This is a genomic window from Pandoraea sp., from assembly GCF_041919235.1.
Taxonomy (GTDB): Bacteria; Pseudomonadota; Gammaproteobacteria; order Burkholderiales; family Burkholderiaceae; genus Pandoraea.
The window spans coordinates 1-22,469 of the sequence record NZ_JAYRUC010000030.1 but is presented as its reverse complement, the minus strand read 5'-3'; the positions used below and the strand labels follow the sequence as shown (position 1 = coordinate 22,469).

General features: G+C 62.7%; 17 protein-coding genes and 1 pseudogene. 10 read left to right on the top strand and 8 right to left on the bottom strand.

The genetic code is table 11. From position 1 onward, the window contains the following. The first annotated feature begins 364 nt into the window (after positions 1-364). Together ACE3UG_RS20105 and ACE3UG_RS20100 are read left to right on the top strand one after the other, a co-directional pair. The gene (locus ACE3UG_RS20105) at positions 365-1,684 is read left to right on the top strand and encodes a ShlB/FhaC/HecB family hemolysin secretion/activation protein (RefSeq protein WP_374627212.1); all 1,320 of its coding nucleotides are present in this window, start codon (positions 365-367) and stop codon (positions 1,682-1,684) included. A 195-nt stretch (positions 1,685-1,879) separates the two neighbouring features. After that, the gene (locus tag ACE3UG_RS20100) at positions 1,880-2,332 is read left to right on the top strand and encodes a hypothetical protein (protein WP_374627210.1); all 453 of its coding nucleotides are present in this window, start codon (positions 1,880-1,882) and stop codon (positions 2,330-2,332) included. 443 nt (positions 2,333-2,775) lie between these two features. On the opposite strand, the gene ACE3UG_RS20095 is transcribed toward ACE3UG_RS20100, so the two are convergent. The 7 genes from ACE3UG_RS20095 to ACE3UG_RS20065 form a co-directional block, all read right to left on the bottom strand. Next, positions 2,776-3,009 (bottom strand): formate dehydrogenase subunit delta, encoded by a 234-nt coding sequence (locus ACE3UG_RS20095; RefSeq protein WP_094068424.1) that lies wholly within the window; start codon positions 3,007-3,009, stop codon positions 2,776-2,778. Between the two features lie 224 nt (positions 3,010-3,233). Then, entirely contained in the window at positions 3,234-6,098 is a 2,865-nt protein-coding gene (fdhF, locus tag ACE3UG_RS20090; protein ID WP_374627208.1) for a formate dehydrogenase subunit alpha, read from the bottom strand. A 13-nt stretch (positions 6,099-6,111) separates the two neighbouring features. Then, positions 6,112-7,719, bottom strand: a complete 1,608-nt coding sequence (locus ACE3UG_RS20085; RefSeq protein ID WP_374627206.1) for a formate dehydrogenase beta subunit — start codon at positions 7,717-7,719, stop codon at positions 6,112-6,114. After that, positions 7,716-8,183: a formate dehydrogenase subunit gamma gene (locus ACE3UG_RS20080; protein WP_374627203.1), complete on the bottom strand. Its 468-nt coding sequence runs from the start codon at positions 8,181-8,183 to the stop codon at positions 7,716-7,718. Before ACE3UG_RS20080 ends, ACE3UG_RS20085 begins: the two co-directional genes overlap by 4 nt. A 691-nt stretch (positions 8,184-8,874) precedes the next feature. Further along, complete coding sequence (locus ACE3UG_RS20075) at positions 8,875-9,588, bottom strand: GntR family transcriptional regulator (RefSeq protein WP_374627201.1); 714 nt, start codon at positions 9,586-9,588, stop codon at positions 8,875-8,877. A 29-nt stretch (positions 9,589-9,617) separates the two neighbouring features. Then, complete coding sequence (locus ACE3UG_RS20070; RefSeq protein ID WP_017231699.1) at positions 9,618-9,836, bottom strand: hypothetical protein; 219 nt, start codon at positions 9,834-9,836, stop codon at positions 9,618-9,620. A gap of 565 nt (positions 9,837-10,401) precedes the next feature. Further along, positions 10,402-11,415 (bottom strand): 2-dehydropantoate 2-reductase, encoded by a 1,014-nt coding sequence (locus ACE3UG_RS20065; RefSeq protein WP_374627199.1) that lies wholly within the window; start codon positions 11,413-11,415, stop codon positions 10,402-10,404. Between the two features lie 738 nt (positions 11,416-12,153). Between ACE3UG_RS20065 and oxlT the strand changes: the two genes are divergently transcribed. From oxlT to ACE3UG_RS20035, 6 genes are all read left to right on the top strand, one after another. Then, positions 12,154-13,500: an oxalate/formate MFS antiporter gene (gene oxlT / locus ACE3UG_RS20060; protein WP_374627274.1), complete on the top strand. Its 1,347-nt coding sequence runs from the start codon at positions 12,154-12,156 to the stop codon at positions 13,498-13,500. A 192-nt stretch (positions 13,501-13,692) separates the two neighbouring features. Next, positions 13,693-15,483 carry an oxalyl-CoA decarboxylase gene (gene oxc, locus ACE3UG_RS20055; RefSeq protein ID WP_374627197.1) on the top strand — a complete coding sequence of 597 codons (1,791 nt, stop codon included), beginning with the start codon at positions 13,693-13,695 and terminating at the stop codon, positions 15,481-15,483. A 25-nt stretch (positions 15,484-15,508) separates the two neighbouring features. Beyond that, positions 15,509-16,759, top strand: coding sequence for a formyl-CoA transferase (gene frc, locus ACE3UG_RS20050; protein WP_374627195.1), 1,251 nt, complete (start codon positions 15,509-15,511; stop codon positions 16,757-16,759). 214 nt (positions 16,760-16,973) lie between these two features. Next, positions 16,974-17,417, top strand: coding sequence for a PAS domain-containing protein (locus ACE3UG_RS20045; RefSeq protein ID WP_374627193.1), 444 nt, complete (start codon positions 16,974-16,976; stop codon positions 17,415-17,417). Positions 17,418-18,135: 718 nt separating this feature from the next. Next, positions 18,136-19,383, top strand: coding sequence for a formyl-CoA transferase (gene frc, locus ACE3UG_RS20040; protein ID WP_374627191.1), 1,248 nt, complete (start codon positions 18,136-18,138; stop codon positions 19,381-19,383). A 122-nt stretch (positions 19,384-19,505) separates the two neighbouring features. Then, a complete protein-coding gene (locus ACE3UG_RS20035; RefSeq protein ID WP_374627189.1) occupies positions 19,506-20,279 on the top strand; it encodes a fumarylacetoacetate hydrolase family protein in 774 nt (257 codons plus the stop codon). A 74-nt stretch (positions 20,280-20,353) separates the two neighbouring features. On the opposite strand, the gene ACE3UG_RS20030 is transcribed toward ACE3UG_RS20035, so the two are convergent. Next, complete coding sequence (locus ACE3UG_RS20030; RefSeq protein WP_374627187.1) at positions 20,354-21,334, bottom strand: LysR family transcriptional regulator; 981 nt, start codon at positions 21,332-21,334, stop codon at positions 20,354-20,356. Positions 21,335-21,585: 251 nt separating this feature from the next. Between ACE3UG_RS20030 and ACE3UG_RS20025 the strand changes: the two genes are divergently transcribed. Together ACE3UG_RS20025 and ACE3UG_RS20020 are read left to right on the top strand one after the other, a co-directional pair. Continuing rightward, complete coding sequence (locus ACE3UG_RS20025; RefSeq protein WP_374627185.1) at positions 21,586-21,960, top strand: hypothetical protein; 375 nt, start codon at positions 21,586-21,588, stop codon at positions 21,958-21,960. A 42-nt stretch (positions 21,961-22,002) separates the two neighbouring features. Beyond that, positions 22,003-22,469 (top strand): annotated as a pseudogene (locus ACE3UG_RS20020) (NAD(P)(+) transhydrogenase (Re/Si-specific) subunit alpha); the annotation flags it as partial.

The following is a 22,469-nucleotide window of genomic DNA, read 5'->3' as shown; positions in this document are numbered from 1 at the left end:
TTGCAGTCCGTCACGCCCGAACGCGCCTTGCTCGAACACGCGACCGGCGTCGTCACGCGTTGCCCGGACGGGCGTCTGCTTGGCGCCGGCACCTCAGGCGCGTGGTCGACCATTTCCGCGCGACGGAAGTCGATTACGGAGGGCAATAAAAATGCCCGCGCGAGGCGGGCAAAAATCACTACAGGGGAAGTCACGCGATAAGAGTGGCAATCTTTCGAAAGAGTTCCCGACCTTATGCGACTGGCCGTGCGTCATACGATCGACGTAAAATACGGGCTTGTCGCTACAGCACCCCCTCATGTCGGAAGCGGCGCACGACGCCGGTGGACGTCATCAGCGTGGGGGTGGAATTTGCAGGTGTCGAATGTCGGTAAAGCTGGTCGTGCGGCGTCATCTCCTGCTGGCCATGTGCCTGAGCACGGGGACGGTGACGGTCGCGCACGCGCAAGCCTTGTTCTCGGATCCCGATCCGCCATGTTTCACTGAGAGCAACGCAGTGTCCTACGGGCTGTGGGACCGTGGTCTTGCACCCCAGTATTTCGTGCCGCCTCCGCCGCAGCCGGCGGTACCGGATCCGGACGCCGCAACCGATCCCATTGCCCTGTTCGCAGGGGGAGATCCGAGCGAGGTCGCCGCCGCCGTCGATCGCGAGGCGGCCACGCGAGCTGCGGCAGCCGCCCAGGCCCCGCAGCCAGCATCCGGTGACTTGGCGTCGAGCGCAGATCCGTCGCCAGTGGCGCCGGGCGTGGACGGTGCGGCAAGTGCGCCGGTCGCGCAAGTGTCGCCTGCGTCGCCGCCGCTACCGGCAGCCGACTTTGCCGTGGCCCCGGAACTGAGTGCCGACGGCACGGCGATCTCCGCCGTCGATCTGGATGCTGCGGCATCGGCGGCATCGGCGGCAATCGCGCCGCCGGTGGCACCCGACGTCGCCCCTCCCAACGCCTTCCTCGCCCGCGCCGCCTGTCTGCGCGGACTGCCGCGTCACGAAAGCCGCGCGGATCGCAACATTCGCATGCTGATGCGCGGGGGACTCGTCGTGCGCGACGAATCGTTGCCGTTCATCGCCACTCGAAGCCGTACCCCCGGCGAGGGTGCCGTAGGCCTTCAGGTCTTGAACGAACGCCCTTACAAGTTCAGTGTGGGAATAAACAACAGCGGCATGACGACCACCGGCAAGATGCAGGGCACGGCGAACCTGTTGCTGAACAACCCGCTGGGCATGGACGGCAAGTTCAATACGACGTTGAGTCAGGATTTTCAGAACGCCCGTCGCGATGCCACGAACCGCGATCTGTCGGCCAATTACTCGTTGCCGATCGATGCGGACTGGACCGTCGGGATCACGGGCAAGGCCAATGCGGCCACGGATCAGATGGCGGCCGGCACCTCGCAGACGCAAACGCTGCAATGGCGCGTGCGCCGCGCGTTCGACTTCACGGCCAATGGGTCGACCGGCCTCGAACTGCGCTACAACCATAGCCGCACCGAAGATCTGAACGCTGCGCGCACCTATGACAGCTATGCCGAGGTGGGGCTGAGCCACACCCACTATCTGGGCACCTCGAAGCTGGATGTGTCGCTGATGCAGCGTCTCAACGCGCCGTGGATGCCCGCATCGAGCGGCCCGCCAGGCTGGTCGTATCGCTTTCAGTCGATCGACGCGAAGCTCACGGTCCCGTTCTAAAAAAACCCGCCGGGTCGGCGGGTGAGGAAGCAGGCCTCCCACGGGGAAGTGAAAGCCTGATCTCGCGAGGTGTTTGCGAGACCCGTGTAGTATCGTGACCCGGACGTCTGTTGGCTATGGGCCAAGTCCTAAAGAGCATGTCAGACGCTTTCCAATTCCGCTTCCTAACCTTTCCGACCTTCCCGGGGGAGATCGATGACCGAACCGATCGAATTCACGCCGGCCAGTGCCGCCCAGATGTCCGCCATGCAGGCGCTGCGCGCCGCGCTGCTCGCGCAGCACAAGGTATTGATTGCGAACGATCGTTTGCAGTACGAAGCCATCTTCGGACCGGTGCCGACCGGCCGCTTCGTGCAGTTACTGACCGAAGACCCCTGGTTTCGCTGGCTTGACCCGCTCTCGCGCCTGATCGTCGCGCTCGACGAGTGGCTCGAGCAGACCCCGCCGCCGGCAGACACCGGGGTCGCGCTGGCCGATGAGGCCGCCAAGCTGTTCCGCAACGCCGACGCCGAGTTCGGCGAGCGTTACCGCCTGGCGTTGCAGCAGGCGCCGGACGCGGTGCTCGGACAGGGGCAGGTGCTGGCGGCGCTGCGCGTCGCGCCCCAATCGCCGCCCGATGTGCCCGATGTGCCCGCTACCGCGGGATAGTCGGTTGGCCGGTTAGCCAGTGGGTCGGTTGGTCGGTTGGTCGGTTCCGAAGGAGCCCGATGCGACGGCAAACGAGCGGAATGGCGCTTGAGCAGGGAGGGGGCTGAGCGTCAAGCCGAAAATTTGTTCCGCGGCTGACTGTTTTCTGAGCAAGGCTCTTGACAGCCTCTTTCCGTGGGGCGTTCGGGAAGGCGACGGCAGGTTATCCAGTGGGTTATCCACAAAGGGTGTGGATAACTTCAGCCGGCGACGCGTCGTCGGCGGCCAATGGCGCTTCGTTGCCCGATACAAGCGCTCGCACGGTGCATCATCGAGACGAAGCGGTTCGCCGACCTCGTGGCGTGACGCCTCGTGATCGGCGGTGCGGCAGGCATCGCGTGGCGGGCCGGGGCAATGCCCGCCGATCCGCCGATCCGCCGATCCGCCAATGTCCGGTGCTCGGCTCAGCTGCGTGGCCAGAGTTCGGCACGATGGGCGGTAATCGCCGCCACGACGATCTCGCGCATGCCATGCCCGTCGGTGGCTTCGAGATGCTCAAGGATCGTCATGCGCATGCGCGGCGCCCAGAAGCGTCGCAGATGGCCTGCAATGTTCTCGAGCGCCTCGCTACGGTCGGGCATCGTCTCGAAGAAGTCCCCGATCTGATTGGCCATCTTGACCAGGTTGTCGGTGTCCATGATCTGTTCTGTCCCCTAAATCGTTCTCTATGCGTGTGTTGCCATGCGTCTCGTGGTCAATCTCGCGTCCGCCGCACCGTCTTCTGGCAATAGACGGCGAAGCTCGCCGGAACTCGCCGGAACTCGCCGGAACTCGCCGGCGCTGGACGCGGATTGTCCGTTGCAGCGCGCCGCCTCGAGCGCATTCGACGAGGCGGCGCGCGTCGCTTCCTTCCTTCGACGACTTAGCGTGTACCGACCTCGGCTGCGCCGCGCGCCTGCTCCAGGAATGCCTCCTGCTGACGGTTGAAGTCCGAGTACTGGCGCTGCCATTCCGAAGGCTGCGCAACCGGCGTGACCTGCACCGCCGTCACCTTGTACTCGGGGCAGTTCGTCGCCCAGTCCGAGTTGTCGGTGGTGATCACGTTCGCACCCGACTCCGGGAAGTGGAAGGTGGTGTACACCACGCCTGGCTGCACCCGCTCACTCACGACGGCACGCAGCACGGTCTCGCCCGCGCGACTCTGAATGCCGACCCAGTCGCCGTCCTTCACGCCACGCTCTTCCGCGTCGTGCGGATGAATCTCGAGCCGGTCTTCGTCGTGCCAGTGCACGTTCTCAGTACGGCGCGTCTGTGCACCGACGTTGTATTGCGACAGAATTCGCCCGGTGGTGAGGATGAGCGGGAAACGGCGCGTGACCTTTTCATCCGTCGGCACGTATTGCGTGATGAGGAACTTGCCCTTGCCGCGCACGAACTCGTTGATGTGCATGACGGGGGTACCATCCGGCGCGGCGTCGTTGCACGGCCACTGCACGCTGCCCAGCCGGTCGAGCTTCTCGTAGCTCACGCCGGTAAACGTCGGCGTGAGGCGTGCGATCTCGTCCATGATTTCCGACGGGTGCGCGTAATTCATCTCGTAGCCCAGACGCTTGGCCAGTTGAATCGTGACTTCCCAGTCGGCGTAGCCGGCGCGTGGCGGCATGACCTGACGCACACGCGAGATGCGGCGCTCGGCGTTGGTGAACGTGCCGTCCTTCTCCAGGAACGACGAGCCCGGCAGCAGCACATGCGCGTACTTGGCCGTCTCGTTCAGGAAGATGTCCTGCACGACGATGCACTCCATCTGTTCGAGCGCATGCGTCACGTGCTGCGTGTTGGGGTCGGACTGCACGATGTCCTCGCCCTGACAGTACAGACCCATGAAGGTCCCCGCGATGGCGGCGTCGAACATGTTCGGGATACGCAGCCCTGGTTCGGCTTGCAGCTCGACCCCCCACTCCGCTTCGAACAGCGCACGCGCGCTCGAATCCGACACATGACGATAGCCCGGCAGCTCGTGCGGGAATGCGCCCATGTCGCACGAGCCCTGCACGTTGTTCTGGCCGCGCAGCGGATTCACGCCCACGCCTTCACGGCCGATGTTGCCGGTCGCCATGGCGAGGTTGGCGATACCGATCACCGTCGTCGAGCCCTGTGCATGCTCGGTCACACCCAGACCGTAGTAGATCGCCGCGTTGCCCCCCTTGGCATACAGGCGCGCGGCACCGCGCACGAGGTGCGCAGGCACGCCGGTGTGCACTTCGGTGGCTTCGGGGGAGTTCTCGGCACGGGCGGTGAACTCCCGCCATTGCTGGAAGGCGCGATCCTCGCAGCGCTGGGCGATGAACGCGTCGTCCATCAGGCCTTCGGTCACGATGACATGGGCGAGCGCATTGATCATCGCCACGTTCGTGCCGGGGCGCAGTTGCAGGTGATAGTCGGCCTTGACGTGCGGGCTTTGCACGAGATCGATGCGACGCGGGTCGATCACGATCAGCTTGGCGCCTTCGCGCAGCCGCTTCTTCATGCGCGAGCCGAACACCGGATGACCATCGGTCGGGTTCGCACCCATCACGAGAATCACGTCCGAGTGCTCGACCGACTTGAAGGTCTGCGTGCCGGCCGATTCGCCGAGCGTCGCCTTCAGACCGTAGCCGGTGGGCGAGTGGCACACGCGTGCGCAGGTGTCGACATTGTTGTTGCCGAATGCGGCGCGTACCAGCTTCTGAACCAGGTAGTCTTCTTCGTTCGTGCAGCGCGAGGACACCAGGCCGCCGATCGAGTCGCGCCCGTACTTGGCCTGAATGCGCTTGAACTCGGACGCCGCGTAGTCGAGCGCCTCGTCCCACGACACGTCCTGCCACGGATCGGTGATCTTCTTGCGAATCTTGGGCGTTAGAATGCGGTCCTTGTGCGTGGCGTAGCCCCAGGCAAAGCGGCCTTTCACGCAGGCGTGGCCTTCGTTGGCCTGACCGTCCTTGTGCGGCACCATGCGCACGACTTCGTTACCCTTCATCTCCGCCTTGAACGAACACCCCACGCCGCAGTAGGCGCAGGTGGTGATCTTGGCGTGCTCGGCCTGACCGAGATGAATGACCGATTTTTCCTGCAGCGTCGCGGTAGGACACGCGGCCACGCAGGCGCCGCACGACACGCACTCCGAATCCATGAACGGCTGGTCCTGCCCGGCCGAGACGCGCGCTTCGAAGCCGCGTCCCGAGATCGTCAGCGCGAAGGTGCCTTGCGTTTCCTCACAGGCGCGCACGCAGCGATTGCAGACAATGCACTTCGACGCGTCGTAGGTGAAGTAGGGGTTCGACTCGTCTTTCTCGCTGTCGAAGTGATTGGCGCCGTCGAAGCCATAGCGCACTTCCCGCAGGCCGGTCACGCCGGCCATGTCTTGCAGCTCGCAGTCGCCATTCGCGGCGCACGTCAGACAGTCGAGCGGGTGATCGGAGATATACAACTCCATCACGCCCTTGCGCAGCGCTTGCAGCTTCGGCGATTGCGTGCGCACTTTCATGCCGGGTTCGACGGGCGTCGTGCACGACGCGGGGTAGCCACGCCGGCCTTCGATCTCGACGAGACACAGACGGCACGATCCGAACGGCTCGAGCGAGTCGGTGGCGCACAGCTTGGGCACGTTCACGCCGCCCTCGGAGGCGGCGCGCATGATCGAGGTGCCTGCGGGCACGGTGACCTGTTCGCCGTCGATCTCCAGCGTGACTTCCTGCGTCGATTCGCGGCGTGGCGTGCCGTAATCCTTCTCAAACATCGGGTCCATCATGGTGTGCGATCTCCTAGGCGGCCTGGGTCGGCAGATTCGACGGTTCGGCCGCGCCGAAGTCTTCGGGGAAATGGTTCAGCGCAGACAGCACGGGATAGGGCGTCATGCCGCCCATCGCGCACAGCGAGCCGGCGAGCATGGTGTCGCACAGGTCGCGCAACAGCTTGATCTGCTTGGGACGGTCGCGCCCGTCGATAATCTTGTCCATCACTTCGACGCCGCGCGTCGAGCCGATTCTGCACGGCGTGCACTTGCCGCACGATTCGATGGTGCAGAACTCCATCGCATAGCGCGCGAGCCGGGCCAGATCGACGGTGTCGTCGTGCGCCACGATGCCACCATGGCCGAGCACGGCCCAGAGGGCGGCGAACGCTTCGTAGTCGAGCGGCGTATCCCACTGCGATTCGGGGAGATAGGAGCCGAGCGGACCGCCGACCTGAACCGCGCGCAGCGCCCGGCCGGTGATGGCGCCACCGCCGAAGTCGTAGAGAATTTCGCGCAGCGTCACACCGAAGGCCTTCTCGATGAGGCCGCCGTATTTGATGTTGCCCGCGAGCTGGATGGGCAGCGTGCCGCGCGAGCGGCCCATGCCGAAGTTCTTGTAGAACTCGGCGCCGCGATCCATGATGATCGGCACCGATGCCAGCGAAATCACGTTATTGATGACCGTGGGCAGCCCAAAGAGACCCTCGATGGCAGGCAGCGGCGGCTTGGCGCGCACCACGCCGCGCTTGCCTTCGAGACTCTCAAGCAGCGCGGTTTCTTCGCCGCACACATAGGCGCCGGCGGCCTTGCGCACTTCGAGGTGGAACGCCTTGCCCGAGCCCAGGATGTTCTCGCCAAGGTAGCCCGCCGCGGCGGCATTGGCGATCGCTTCGTTGAGCACGGCAATGGAATGCGGATACTCGCTGCGCACGTAGATATAGCCACGCGTGGCGCCCACGGCGATGCCGCCAATCGTCATGCCCTCGACCAGCACGAGCGGATCGCCTTCCATCAGCATGCGGTCGGCGAACGTGCCTGAATCGCCTTCGTCGGCATTGCAGACGATGTACTTCTGTTCGGCGGGCGTGTTGAGTACCGTCTTCCACTTGATACCGGTCGGGAACGCCGCGCCGCCCCGGCCGCGCAGGCCCGACTCGGTCACTTGCGCGACGATGGCCGCGCCGTCGAGCGCAAGCGCGTTGCGCAGGCCGCGATAGCCGTCGTGCGCGAGGTAGTCGTCGACCGACACCGGGTCGGTGATGCCGACGCGCGCGAAGGTGAGCCGTTCCTGCTGCTTGAAGTACGGGATCTCTTCGGTGAGTCCGAGGGCAAGCGGATGATCGCCGCCGGCCGTGACGTTGGCGTCGAACAGACCGGGCACGTCGTCCACGTCGACGGGGCCATAGGCAACGCGACCCGCCGGGGTCACGACTTCGAGCAACGGTTCGAGCCACAGCATGCCGCGCGTGCCGTTACGCACCAGTTCGATCTCGATGCCACGGCGGGCGGCTTGTGCCGCAATGGCTTCGGCAACCTCGTCGGCGCCGAGCGCGAGGGCGGCGGAGTCACGCGGCAGATAGAGCCGCACGGCGCCCGGCGCTGCGGGCGTCTTGGCGGAAGTGAGAGCTTGGCTCATGCGGCATCCTTGGCGCGGGCGACCAATCGGTCGAATTTCTCGGGAGTGACACGCGCGTGCAACTTGTCGTCGATCATGATGGCGGGCGACGTTGCGCACTGGCCGAGGCAATACACCGGTTCGAGCGCGACATCGCCGCTGTGACTGTGCATCGCGCAGCCCAGCACGCGTTCGGCATGCGCCGCGAGGGCGTCTGCGCCCATGCTCTGGCATGCCTCTGCGCGGCAGATCTGTACGATGTGGCGCGGTGGCGGGCTGGTGCGGAAGTGGTGATAGAACGTGATCACGCCATGCACTTCGGCGCGAGACAGGTTGAGGGCGTTGGCGATGACGGGCACGGCATCCGGGGGTACATAGCCGAAGGTGTCCTGAACGTCATGAAGGATCGGCAGCAGGGGGCCTTCCTGAGTTGCATGGGCGTTCAGAATCGCGTGCACCGTCGCGATGGAAAAAGCCTCGCGCATGGCTGTTGTCTCCTGATTGGCACCCCGTGGGGAGCGGTATGCCTGAGGGTATGGGTTATATGTTCTTGTCCTGCCCGGGGGCGAGAGGCCCAATGGTCACATCCGGCGACGCTGCTCGGGTCTAGCGATCAGCGCGGCGCCGGACGAGCGTGCGGCACATAGCCCCCACCATATGCCGCACGGGCTCGGCCTCTCGCCCGTGGCTTACTTCTTCAACAAACAGGTACTGCGACTGGAAAACTGCCTGCCGCCCCAACGCCTGCTACGCGGGTGGACGGCGCCTCGTCACACCAGAGCAGGCAGTCAGCTGCGCTGCCGCCAGTGCGGTGAGGCCTCGATATGTGAAACACGATATATGATATACGGTATACGTGCAAGCGTTTCCAACCCGGTTGGACAGGCTCGTTTACCCGAATTCGGCGATGTTTCGAGGCGTGAGGGGGAGGGGAAACAGGGGAGCGGAGATTGAGGAAGCGAGGCGTTAGGAATGAAGCGTGAGGAATGAAGCGTGAGGACCGAATCGTGAAGCGCGAGGAGCGAGAAGTGACGAACGAGAAGTGAGGAGCGAGGAGTGGGGCGTGAGGCGTGGCGTGCGGAACGCGCAACAAGAAAAAAAGCCAGCGACATTCCGATGTCACTGGCTTTTTCGCAGGTCGCGGCCGTTGCCGCACGCGGCGTCGGCGCTGAGGTGTTATTCGAGGAAGTCGCAGTGCTCTTCGACGAAGGCGGCCAGACCCAGCGTATGGTCGCGTGCCAGTTTCTCGGCGAGTTCCGTATCGCGCTTCTCGAGTGCGGTGATGATCTTCAGGTGATCGACAATCGAGCGGGCAGCCCGGTCGTTCTGAGCGATCGTCACCTTACGGATGGCGCGCACATGAATGAACAGGTTCCTGATCGTATTGGAGATGGCCTGGGAGCCGCCAAGATTGATCAACGCCTGGTGGAAGTCGATGTTCGCGTCGGAGTACTCTTCAATATGATCCGTTGGCGGTGCGTTGACGAACTCGTCGAACAAATGACGGAGTTTGGCGATGTCGTCGTCGCTCGCATGCAGTGTGGCCAGACGTGCAGACATCCCTTCGAGGGCTGCCCACATTTGGATCATCTCGACGATTTCGCGCTTGGTCTTGCGGATAATGAAGATGCCCCGGCGCGGCACCGTACGCAGAAACCCCTCCTGTTCCAGCAAGGTCATGGCTTCGCGAATCGGCGTGCGCGAAACGCCAAGCACCTGGATGAGCTGACGCTCATCCAGGCGGATTTCTTCTTTCTGGTTATAGATATCGGCGTCGGCGATGGCTTTTTTCAGCAGCGCATACGCCTGATTGCGAAAACTCGTGGTCGTATCGATCGGCTCCAGCGCGAGCGGAGTCACGCGCGCCGGAGTTGGGGTGATCAGGGACATGCAATAGTCTCCTAGGTATTACGGCCCCTTCAGAGGCGCAATGCTTGCTGCCCCACGATGGTTGCCGGCTTGGTGACGAGTTTACCCGATTCGTTTGCCTGCGTGGTTTCCGCCAGGTAGGCAAAGCGGCCGTTCTTTTCGGCCTTTTCGAGCATCGAGGCCGGCAGGGCGACGAAGAGATGAACCATCGCAACACCGGTGGCAAGGGCGGAAGCAAGGGCGAGCAAAGTCAGCGCAGCGACAAACATGGTGAGACTCCTGATAAACGTTAAATGATCGTAATGTGGGGGAGAACTTGCTTTGCATTGTATGTCGCGGCGCAGCAAGTCTCAAGATATACCACATACCAAATACCAAAATTTATCGTTTTTCGGGACGTTCTTTGTGTCACTGCACCGGTTCACTGCCCGGATTTGTCGTTTTTTTCGATAATGCTAGGTGGGTCGATGGTGGTGGTGAATCTCCTAGGGGGTCCGTCTGGCTTGCCTAAGTGCGGATTTCGGGACGCCAGCAGCGCGTGCGATTTCAGGGGTGAACGGTCGTGCTTTCAGAGGGGGGCCAGCGTGCGTTATTGCGTTGCCGCGAAACCACATGGGCACCGAGGTCCTTCGGGGACGACGGGCCATGCGCATTCGGCGAAAAATCGGCCGCGCCCGGAGGTCCGGCGGCGGCCCGCTCAAGCCACTGCGTGGGCGGAACGGCAACGCGATTCCGTCGATCGCTCGCATCTGCCTCTCTATATAGATAGCGGCGCTGATTGCGGGGCTCCGCCGTGGACCCCGCGTTCTGTGTTTCATGAAAACAACGTCAGGCTCAGGCCGCTTTGGCCAGACGCGCCTGGGCGGCCGCGACAGCATCCGGCTGCGTCATGAACTCGCGTTGCTGAATCAGCGCCAGCACCACGTCGAGGGTCGGGGTTGGCACGCCGGCGAGGCGTCCCATCTCCTGGACCACGGAGACCAGCGGATCGATTTCCATGGCGCGCCCGCGCTCCAGATCCTGGAGCATCGACGTCTTGTGTGCACCGACCGCGCCCGCCCCATTGATACGACGCTCCACGTCGACGCGAAAATGTACGCCGAACTTGTCGCCGATCGCCTTGGCCTCGAGCATCATGGCGCGTGCAATGGCACGCGTGCCCGGATCGCTCGCAATGATATCGAGTGTGCCGTGCGTGAGTGCCGAGATCGGGTTGAAGCAGAGGTTGCCCCAGAGCTTGAGCCAGATCTCGTCGCGGACGTTCTCGCGAATCGGCGCGTCGAGTCCGCCGGCGGTCATCAACTGCGCGAGCTTCTCCACGCGCTCCGTGCGCTCGCCGCTGGCTTCGCCCAGCGGAAACTTATTGCCGTAGACATGCTGAATCACGCCCGGCGCGACCACTTCGGTGGCCGGATAAACGACGCAGCCGATGGCGCGCTCGGGCCCGAGCTGACGCCACTGGCGGCCGCCGGGGTCGATGCTCTCGAGCGTCGTGCCTTCGAGCGCACCACCGTGCTTGTAGAAGTACCAGTAGGGGATTCCGTTCACGGCCGTGACGACGGCGGTATCCGGGCCGATCAGCGGCTGCATCGCGTCGAGTACCGACGGCACCGAGTGTGCCTTCAGGGCGATGATGACGTAATCCTGCGGACCGAGCTCACGCGGGTCATCCGTGCAGCGCAACTGGGCCACCCGTTCCTCGCCATCGATCAGCAACTTGAGTCCGTGCTCGCGCATGGCGCTCAGATGCGGACCGCGCGCGACCAGACTGACATCGGCTCCGGCGCGCGCGAGTTGCACGCCAAGATAGCCGCCGATGGCACCAGCGCCATAGATGCAAATCTTCATGAAGTCTCTCCCTCCAAAGGTGAATCGAAATCTTGGCCTGGTACTGGCCGTTTATTCTTCTAATACCAAATGTTGTATATCGTATATCACATGAAGAGGGCCGCCAAGCCTTCCAGGCCCAATTACCGTCATGGTTTCCCCGCAGACGCTGGAAAAACATGCGTCTGGATGTGTGAGCGCAACGGGCATGAAATAGGGGGGCGGAAAACGCCTCATCCGCCGAATTAGCGAATTATTACGGTATGTTACAAGGCGAGTGGAAGGCCGCCGAAATGGGGTTCTTGTGAGAAAAATTATCGTAAATATCGTCTTGTGCTGGTTTTAAAAAATACCAAGGAGGCCGATATAAAAAGGCTGAACGCCTTGATTGGCGTGCCTTTCGGATCAGGTTAACTCCTTAGTATTTTCGCATTGCGTTGTTGCGCTACTCCGTCCTACAGTGGCGTTACTGTATCTAGCCGCCACTTAGGACAGTGCCTCGCGTGCCGCAATTGTTTTCCCTGCAATGGACGAAAACGACGGCGGCACGCGAAGAGGAAGACGAAGATCGCAATAAATTAGTGTTGACTTATATCTGATATATCGTATATTTCGTTCGGTATATTTGCGGGAGGCAATGGACCCCGTAAGCATTAGAGATAAGTCGGCGAGGCTAAGACCTCGTAAAGCATACCCAGGGGGCACAGACCCCATCCGGAAGGTGTTGTTGTTGTGAAGCTGCCAAACAACTGGAAACCGATGGAGGAGGTACAAGTGGAGACGACAAATCAACACGGCAAGGAATCCGTGTTCGCGAGCCCTTGGGTTCAGCTCGTGTTCGGTGTGATTTGCATGGCGATGATCGCCAATCTGCAGTACGGGTGGACGCTGTTCGTCAACCCGATCGATGAGAAGTATCACTGGGGCCGTACGGCGATTCAGGTGGCGTTCACGATTTTCGTGGTGACCGAAACCTGGCTGGTGCCGGTCGAAGGGTATCTGGTCGACAAGTTCGGCCCGCGCCCGGTCGTGGTCGGTGGCGGTCTGCTGTGCGGTATCGCATGGGTCTTGAACGCCTATGCATCCTCGCTGCCGATGCTGTATTTCGCTGCGGCCGTGGGCGGGGTGGGTGCCGGTGCGGTGTATGGCACTTGCGTGGGTAATGCGTTGAAGTGGTTCCCGGATCGCCGTGGTCTTGCGGCGGGCCTCACCGCTGCCGGTTTCGGCGCCGGTTCGGCACTGACGGTGGTGCCGATCGCCAACATGATCAAGTCGAGCGGCTACGAAAACACCTTCCTGACCTTCGGTCTGGGCCAAGGGATCATCGTGCTGCTGCTGGGGCTGGCGCTCGCCTCCCCGCCGGCTTCGATCGAAGCGCTCAAGAAGCTGGCCCCTGGGGCCATGCGCTACAACGCCAAGCCGACCGAAGTCATGCGCTCCCCGGTGTTCTGGATGATGTACCTCATGTTCGTGCTGATGGCCGCTGGCGGCCTGATGGCCACGGCACAGCTCGGCCCGATCGCCAAGGACTACGGTCTCGATCAGGCACCGGTCTCGATCCTCGGCCTGACGCTGCCCGCACTCACGTTCGCACTGGCGATCGACCGGGTGCTCAACGGGGTGACGCGTCCGGTGTTCGGTTGGATCTCGGACAAGATCGGTCGTGAAAACACGATGTTCATCGCGTTTGCGATGGAAGCTGCGGGGATTTATGCCTTGGCCAAGTTCGGCCAGCACCCGGTGGCCTTCGTGATTCTGACGGGCCTGGTGTTCTTTGCCTGGGGTGAGATCTACAGCTTGTTCCCGGCGACCTGCGCTGACACATACGGCTCGAAGTACGCCGCCACCAACGCGGGGATGCTCTACACCGCGAAGGGGACCGCCGCGTTGCTGGTGCCCTTCTCGAGCATCATCACCACGATGACGGGGAGCTGGCAGGCGGTGTTCATGATTGCCTGTGCCATGAACGCGTTCGCGGCCTTCCTTGCCTTGTTCGTCCTCAAGCCGATGCGTGCCCGTCTGGCGCAGCGTTACGCGAGTGACTACAAAGCGCAATCGAGTGAGCCGGTGGTGAAGGCGGCGGACCTGTCGCGCAGCACCACGTAACGCGAACTTCACGATGTGAAGCCGCAGCCTGACTGGCCTGATGAGAGAAATGTTTGACCGGCGTGCAATCCGTGCCCTGACAGGGCCGGTTGCACGGCCGGGTGAGCAGGTAGCGAAGCAGTAAGGGAATAGCCATTAATCGTCAGACAAGACGACGCAACACTGAAACCGGAAAATTTGGAGGAGAGAATTATGTCCATTGCGATGACCGTGCCAGTCGGCAAAGCGGAAAACGACACCGCGGGCAACACGCTCAATGACACCAGCCGACACGCGAACATCGTGTCCGAGGCAGAAACGACGGATGGCTTTCATCTGATCATCGATGCCCTGAAAGCGAACGACATCGACACCATCTTCGGTCTGGTGGGGATTCCCATCACCGATCTGGCTCGTCTCGCGCAAGCCGAGGGCATGCGTTTCATCGGCTTCCGCCATGAGCAGCATGCAGGGCACGCGGCGGCCATCGCCGGCTACATGACGCAAAAGCCCGGCATCTGCCTGACGGTGTCCGCACCTGGCTTCCTGAACGGCCTGACGGCGCTCGCGAACGCGACCACCAACTGCTTCCCGATGATTCTCATCAGCGGCTCGAGCGAGCGTGAGATCGTCGATCTGCAGCAGGGCGATTACGAAGAGATGGATCAACTCAATGCGGCCAAGCCGTATTGCAAGGCCGCCTACCGCGTGCTGCACGCCGAAGACATCGGCGTCGGCCTGGCGCGTGCGATCCGCGCCGCTGTGTCCGGGCGTCCTGGCGGCGTGTATCTGGACCTGCCGGCCAAGCTGCTGGCGCAAACCATCGACGCACAGAAGGCGAAGAACTCGCTGATTCGCGTGATCGACGCCGCACCGCGTCAGATCCCGGCACCGGATGCCGTTCAGCGCGCGCTCGACGTCATCAAGGGCGCCAAGCGTCCGCTGATTCTGTTGGGCAAAGGCGCTTCGTACGCGCAAGCCGACGCCGATATTCGTGCGCTCATCGAGAAAACCGGCATTCCGTACCTGCCGATGTCGATGGCCAAGGGCCTGCTGCCCGACACGCATGAGCAATCGGCCGCCGCCGCGCGTTCGTTCGTGCTGCAAGAGGCCGACGTGGTCGTGCTGATCGGCGCGCGCCTGAACTGGCTGCTCGCGCACGGCAAGGGCAAGACGTGGGGCTCGGCACCGAAGAAGTTCGTTCAGATCGACATCTCGCCGACGGAAATCGACAGCAACGTCGCGATTGCCGCGCCGGTCATCGGCGACATCGGCTCGTGCGTGTCGGCACTGCTCGCCGGCGTGGACAGCCAGTTCGGCAAGCCGTCCGCCGAATGGACGGGCGCCATCGCAGAGCGCAAGAGCAAGAACCTGGCGAAGATGGCGGCAACGCTCGCGCAGAATCCGTCGCCGATGAACTTCCACAGCGCACTGGGTGCGATTCGCGACGTTCTCAAGCAGTACCCGGATATCAACCTCGTCAACGAGGGCGCGAATACGCTCGACTACGCGCGCGCCATCATCGACCAGTACCAACCGCGCAAGCGCTTCGACTCGGGTACGTGGGGCGTGATGGGGATCGGCATGGGCTTCGCCATCGGCGCGGCCGTCACGAGCGGCCAACCGGTCGTGGCCATCGAGGGTGACAGTGCATTCGGCTTCAGCGGCATGGAACTCGAAACCATTTGCCGCTACGAGCTGCCGGTCACCACCGTCATCTTCAACAACAACGGCGTGTATCGCGGCACCGACGTCAATCCGACGGGCGGCAAGGACGTGGCCCCGACGGTGTTCGTCAAGGGCGCGCGCTACGACAAGATGATCGAGGCGTTCGGCGGCATTGGCTACCACGTCACCACGCCGCAAGAACTGGCGAGCGCGCTGGAAGCATCGATCGCGTCGGGCAAGCCCACGCTCATCAATGCCGTCATCGACGAAGCTGCAGGCACCGAGAGCGGCCGTCTGACGAATCTGAATCCGCAAAGCGCGGCGATGAAAAAGTAATCCGAGTCAATCAAGGAGACATGACATGAGCAAACCCCTCGAAGGCATCAAGATCATCGACTTCACGCACGTGCAAGCCGGCCCTGCCTGTACGCAATTGCTGGCCTGGTTCGGTGCGGACGTGATCAAGGTGGAGCGCCCGGGTTCGGGCGACGTCACGCGTAACCAACTGCGCGACATCCCCGACGCCGATGCCTTGTACTTCACGATGCTCAACAGCAACAAGCGCTCGTTGACGCTCGATACGAAGACGCCGGAAGGCAAGGAAGTGCTCGAGAAGCTGGTGAAGGAGTCGGACGTGCTCGTCGAGAACTTCGCACCGGGCGCACTCGATCGCATGGGCTTCACGTGGGAGCGCCTGAACGAACTGAACCCGAAGCTGATCGTGGCATCGGTCAAGGGCTTCTCCGACGGTCACCACTACGACGACCTGAAGGTGTATGAAAACGTCGCGCAGTGCGCAGGTGGCGCCGCCTCGACGACCGGCTTCTGGGACGGTCCCCCGACGGTGTCGGCCGCAGCCCTCGGCGACAGCAACACCGGCATGCATTTGGCGATCGGCATTCTGACGGCGCTCATCGGCCGTGGACAGACGGGACGCGGTCAGAAGGTGGCCGTCTCGATGCAGGACTCGGTCATCAATCTGTGCCGCGTGAAGCTGCGCGACCAGCAGCGTCTGGATCGTATCGGCTACCTTGAAGAGTATCCGCAATACCCGCATGGCGAGTTCAGCGATGTGGTGCCGCGCGGCGGTAACGCAGGCGGTGGCGGACAGCCGGGCTGGGTGCTCAAGTGCAAGGGCTGGGAGACGGATCCGAACGCCTACATCTACTTCACGATTCAGGGTCACGCGTGGGAGCCGATCTGCCGCGCGTTGGGCAAGCCGGAATGGATCGAAGATCCGAACTACGCAACGCCGCAAGCCCGTCAGCCGCACATCTTCGACATCTTCGCGACCATCGAAGCCTGGCTGGCCGACAAGACGAAGTACGAAGCGGTGGACATCCTGCGCAAGTTCGATATCCCGTGCGCTCCGGTCCTGTCGATGAAGGAAATCGCGAACGACCCGTCGCTGCGCGCTTCGGGCACGATCGTCGAAGTGCCGCACAAAGAGCGCGGTACGTACCTGACCGTTGGCAGCCCGATCAAGTTCTCGGGTCTGAAGCCTGAAATCACGGGCTCGCCGCTGCTCGGTGAGCACACCGACGAGATCCTGACCGAGTTGGGCTACAACAAGGATCAGATCGCAAAGCTGCACTCGTCGCGGTCCGTTTAAGTCCGGCACGAAGTCGCTGCCCCGCATGGACCGTGACCGCCCTCGGGCGGTGACGGTGCGCGCGGGCGCACGGCAGCGGTACATGGGTGCGGCTCCTTGCGGAGCACGCACCCATTTTTATTTTCGGGACCGCGCTGTTCGCTAATTGATGTACTTTATTGGCATGTTTGGCGCCCGTGCCATTCGCATTCCCCACAAGATTATTGGAGACATCATGAGTGCATCCGTCGACGTCAATCAGTTGGTTCAGGTGGTGGGCGACGCCATCGTCGTGGCCGATCCGCAGAACATCATCACGCTGTGGAATTCGGGCGCGCAGGCGATGTTCGGCTACTCGGCGGCGGAGGCGGTCGGGCAGCCGCTGGACATCATCATTCCCGAGCGTCTGCGTGCGCGTCACAACGAAGGCTATGCCAAGACCATGGAGACCGGACAGACGAAGTACGGCAGCGATCTGCTGAAAGTCCCCGCTGCGCACAAGGACGGCCGGAACATGTCGATCGCGTTTACCGTTGCCTTGCTGCACGGCGACGGCGGAGAAGTGACCGGCATCGTTGCCGTGATTCGCGACGAGACCGCACGATTCCAGGAAGATCGTCAGTTGCGCAAACGTCTGGCGGAACTCGAAGCGAAAGTGGCGGCAACAACAGCAGGCTGATCGCTCGATGCCGGATGCGATGGCACGGCGACGCTGCCGCCGCTGCCGCTAACGCCGCTGCCGCTGCTGCCGCTAACGCCCGACCGGCACCCGAAGTCAAGGAAGCACCGATTCACGACGCGCCCCGATGGGTGGCATCGCGAATCGGTGCTTTTGTCTTTTTGACCCTCGCAAACGAGCGATGGGAGGACGATGAGTATTTTGTATTCAATATATTGATGATGCCAATGACGCCTGCGTTGCTCAAATGGCCGAATTTCATCGTCGTGACATATGCCTGTAAACCCGTAGCCGCGTCGCTGTGGCGGTTTGATGTTGCGGTGCGGATTCCCTTTCGGCATGGGGGTTTGGCCGCTTTTTGACAGATCGATGCCGCGCCACAACAAATCGCATCGGCAACAAAAAGCCGTTGATAAAATATCGTGTATGAAATACCGTATATCACAAGATTCGATCGGCGACGGAAATGGCGCCCGCAGAGGCGACACCCTTCGACCGATCAGGCGAGCCCCCTTTCGCATATCAATTACATAAACGCCGTCGCATCAGGAGGAGACAAACCATGTTCACCGTCGCCAGCATCCGGCGCGAAGCCAGCCCCTCGGGGGGCGCGCACGCACAGTCAACCCCGGCGCGCGCCGTGAGCCGCGCTCAGGTTCAACTTTCGGTGTATGTCTCGGGCGCGTCTGCCCGGGCAACCTGCTGAGCGGAGGCGACCATGGGCAAGGCACTTGAAGGTGTGCGCATTCTCGACTTCACGCATGTGCAGTCGGGGCCGACTTGCACGCAGCTACTCGCCTGGTTCGGGGCGGATGTCATCAAGATCGAACGGGCCGGTCATGGCGACGTGACGCGCGAGCAACTGCGTGACATTCCCGACGCAGATAGCCTCTACTTCACGATGCTCAACAGCAACAAGCGTTCGATCACGCTCGACACCAAGCACCCGGAAGGCAAGGCGGTGCTCGAGCACATGATTCGCGACTGCGACGTGCTGGTGGAGAACTTCGCGCCTGGCGCGCTGGATCGTATGGGTTTCACGTGGGAGCATATCCACGCGTTGAACCCGCGCATGATCGTGGCGTCGGTCAAGGGCTTCGGCCCCGGCCCGTATCAAGACTGCAAGGTCTATGAGAACGTGGCGCAGTGCGTAGGCGGCGCTGCCTCGACAACGGGCTTCGACGACGGCCCGCCCATGGTCACCGGGGCACAGATCGGTGACTCCGGCACGGGGTTGCATCTCGCGCTGGGCATCGTCACGGCGCTCTATCAACGAACCATGACCGGGCAGGGCCAGCGCGTGCTCGCCGCGATGCAGGACGGCGTGCTGAACCTGTGCCGCGTGAAGCTGCGCGACCAGCAGCGTCTGGAGCGTGCCCGCGTGATGGAGGAGTATCCGCAGTATCCGAACGGTCAGTTCGGCGACGCCGTGCCGCGCGCCGGCAATGCGTCGGGCGGTGGCCAGCCCGGCTGGATTCTCAAGTGCGAGGGCTGGGAGACCGACCCGAACGCGTACATCTACTTCATCACGCAGGCGCCCGTGTGGGGCTCGATCTGCAAGGTGATCGGCAAGCCCGAGTGGGTGGAGCATCCGGACTACGCGACGCCGCGCGCGCGTCTGCCGCGTCTGCGCGAAATCTTCGACACGATCGAGCAATGGACCATGACCAAGACGAAGTTCGAGGTGATGGGCATTCTCAACGAGTACGACATTCCCTGCGGCCCGATTCTGTCGATGAAGGAAATCGCCGAGGACATGTCGCTGCGCGAGACCGGGACCATCGTCGAAGTCGATCATCCGAAGCGTGGCAAATACCTCACCGTGGGCAATCCGATCAAGCTCTCGGACAGTCCCACGCATGTCGAGCGCTCACCGCTGCTTGGCGAGCATACGGACGACGTGCTCTCCGAGTTCGGCTACAGCCCGCAACAGATCGCTGCACTGCGCGAAGTCGGCGCGGTGTGAGCGGCGGCAGGCGAGCGCAAGTGTCTGCTCGAGGCAGATGTGAATGACTTCAAGACATCGCGTCCGGCGCGCACACGGCCAACCCTGCCGTGCCGCCGGGCCGTTACAGGAATGGCAAACGCATGAAGCTCTGGACCCGTTTCAAGACCGCGCATGGCCGCATTGGCTTTGGCCTGCTGCAGGGCGACCAAATTCTCGAGCATCGCGGCAATCTCTACGATCAGCCGATCGCGACGGGCGCGACGATCGCGCGCGACGCGGTCGACCTGCTGTGCCCGTGCGAGCCGTCGAAGATCGTGGCGCTCTGGAACAATTTCCACGCACTCGGCGCAAAGCTTGGCAAGGCCGCACCGTCGCATCCGCTCTTCCTCATCAAGCCTGCGACGTCGCTGGCCGGGCCCGACGCGGTGATTCAGCGTCCGGCCTCGTATGCCGGCAAGATCGTCTTCGAGGGGGAGTTGGGCGTTGTGATCGGCAAGCGCGCGAGCAACGTGAGCGAGGAAGCGGCGCGCGATCACATTCTGGGCTACACCCTGGTCAACGACGTGACCGCGGCTGAGATCATCGAGCAGGACGGCAACTTCGCGCAGTGGACACGCGCCAAGGGCTTCGACACGTTCGGCTGCCTTGGCCCGGTCATCGCGCAGGATTTCGACTGGCGCGAGGCAACGCTGGTGACGCGGCTCGACGGCACGGAGCGCCAACGTTATCCGCTCGCCGACATGATCTTCAACCCGTGGCAACTCGTCGCGCGCATCTCACAGGACATGACCCTGCTGCCCGGCGACGTGATTGCGGTGGGCACATCGATTGGCGTGGGCTCGATGAAGGAGGGCGCGCTGGTGGAGGTGAGCATCGACGGACTGGGGACGTTGGCCAATCGCATGGGCGGCTGACGGCGCAACCGATTTCACGGTGATCGGCCGGGGTGGCAATGGCCTGAGTCGATCGCCCTTTTTCATTTGGCAGATCAGCGATCTGTCGGGCGCGGGGCGACGCGATCGTCGCCCCCGGCGGGCGGCGGCACGGGGCTCTTGTAGGCCATCATGCCGTCGATGAGCGCCGCGCCCTCGGCCAGCAGGAACTCGCGGAAGGCGAGCGCGACAGGCGGCAGCCGCTTGCTGCGACGATGCACGACGTACCAGCTTTGCCACGCGGGAAAGCCTTGCACGTCGAGCACCGTCAACTGACCGGTCTGTAGCTCCATGCCGACGGTATGCGCGGACAGAAAGCTGATACCCATGCCCGCCGCGACCGCTTGCTTGATGGTCTCCGTGCTGGCGATCTCCATCGTGATCTTGAGTTGCTGAGTGCGATGACCGAACGCGTCCTGCAAGGAATTCCACGTGTCGGATCCGCGCTCGCGACTGATGAACGGCTCTTGCGTGAGGCGCGAGAACGGAATCTGACGCTGGCCGGCAAGCGCATGGTCGGGCGGCGCGACGATGACGTAGGGATGGGGTGCGAAGGCTTCGTTGATCGTATCGATCTCGTGAGGCGGGCGCACCATCACCGCCAGATCGGTGAGGTTCTCGGTGAGCCGGTGCAACAGTTCTTCGCGGTTATGCACCGTAAGGCCCAGCGTCACGCCGGGATGGCGCACGGTGAACGCGGCGAGCAGCCGGGGAAAGAAATAGTCCCCTGCGCTGATGACTGCGACGTTGAGCTTGCCGCCGGTAATGCCCTTGAGGTGGCCCATTGCCTCTTCGGTCTCGCGAAAGAGCGCAATGATCGCGCGGCTGTAATGAAGCATTTCGGTGCCCGCTGGCGTGAGGAAGACCTTTTTGCCCAGTTGCTCGAAGAGCGGCAGGCCGGCGTGTATCTCGAGTTGCTTGACCTGGGTCGAGACGGCCGGTTGCGTGAGGTGAAGTTCTTCGGCGGCACGCGAAAAGCTCAAATGGCGCGCCACGGCTTCGAAGACCTTGAGTTGACGGAGCGTGGCGTTTTTCATGCGGCGGGCATCCAGAGGTCGGCGTGTGCGGCGGAACGATTTCCGCTCACGAAGCATTTCCGACGAAGTATAAGTAATCGTTGATGGTTTGCATAATTAACTTTAACTGTCTTTTATGGGTTGGGCTGCGTAATCTGCAATGGCAGCCTGCATGAAAGTGGTGTGACAGCAAAGCGTCGGTGACATGTCATGCCAGGCGAGAGCGGGTTTGCGTGTTCTGGAGTCGATCACTGTTTTGGGAGAGCGCCATCATGTCTGTCATCGAATCGCATATCAAACCCGCCGCGCTGGCACCGGTTGCCAACGCCCATCTGCACGCGTTCAACAACGCGTTCGTCGAGCTGGGTCTGGACTGGTACTGGGATAACCACACGTACACCCGGTTGCTGCACACGACCGGAAATCAAGATTTGCCGCTGGCGTATCTCGAAGGCGCTTCGGCGCAGGCGCTGCGCATGGCCGAACTGGTGTTGATCGGGGCGTATCTCGACGGACATCAGCCGCATTTGCTGCGCGCCTACGAGCCGGAATTCCTGTGCGATCTGATTCATTGCACCAAGGTGCGTTGCTTCGAAGGCGCCAATGAAGGGCGTTCGATGCAGCCGCCGCGAGCCGCTGCGGCCTGAGTTTCACAACACCACAGGGGCTCAGACCCCGAGACAATAACTATGCATATTGGCATTCCAAAGGAGACGGCCGACGGCGAATCCCGCGTCGCGGCCACACCGGAAACGGTGAAGAAGCTGGTGGGCGCTGGGCATCGCGTCACCGTGGAGCGGGGCGCAGGCGAGGCGGCGAGTGTGCCCGATGCCGCGTATGTTGCGGCGGGTGCGTCGAGCGGCAGCGCAGCCGAGGCCCTCGGCGCGGAGTTGGTGCTGAAGGTGCGCGCACCGTCGGTCGCCGAGATCGGCCTGATTCCACGCGGTAGTGCGCTCGTGGGCATGCTCAACCCGTTCGATGCCGAGAACAACGCTCGCATGGCGGCCGCGGGCGTCATCGGCTTCGCTTTGGAAGCCGCGCCGCGCACCACGCGTGCGCAAAGCATGGATGTGTTGTCCTCGCAGGCCAACATCGCCGGCTACAAGGCCGTGATGCTCGCCGCCAACCTGTATCAGCGCTTCATGCCGATGCTCAT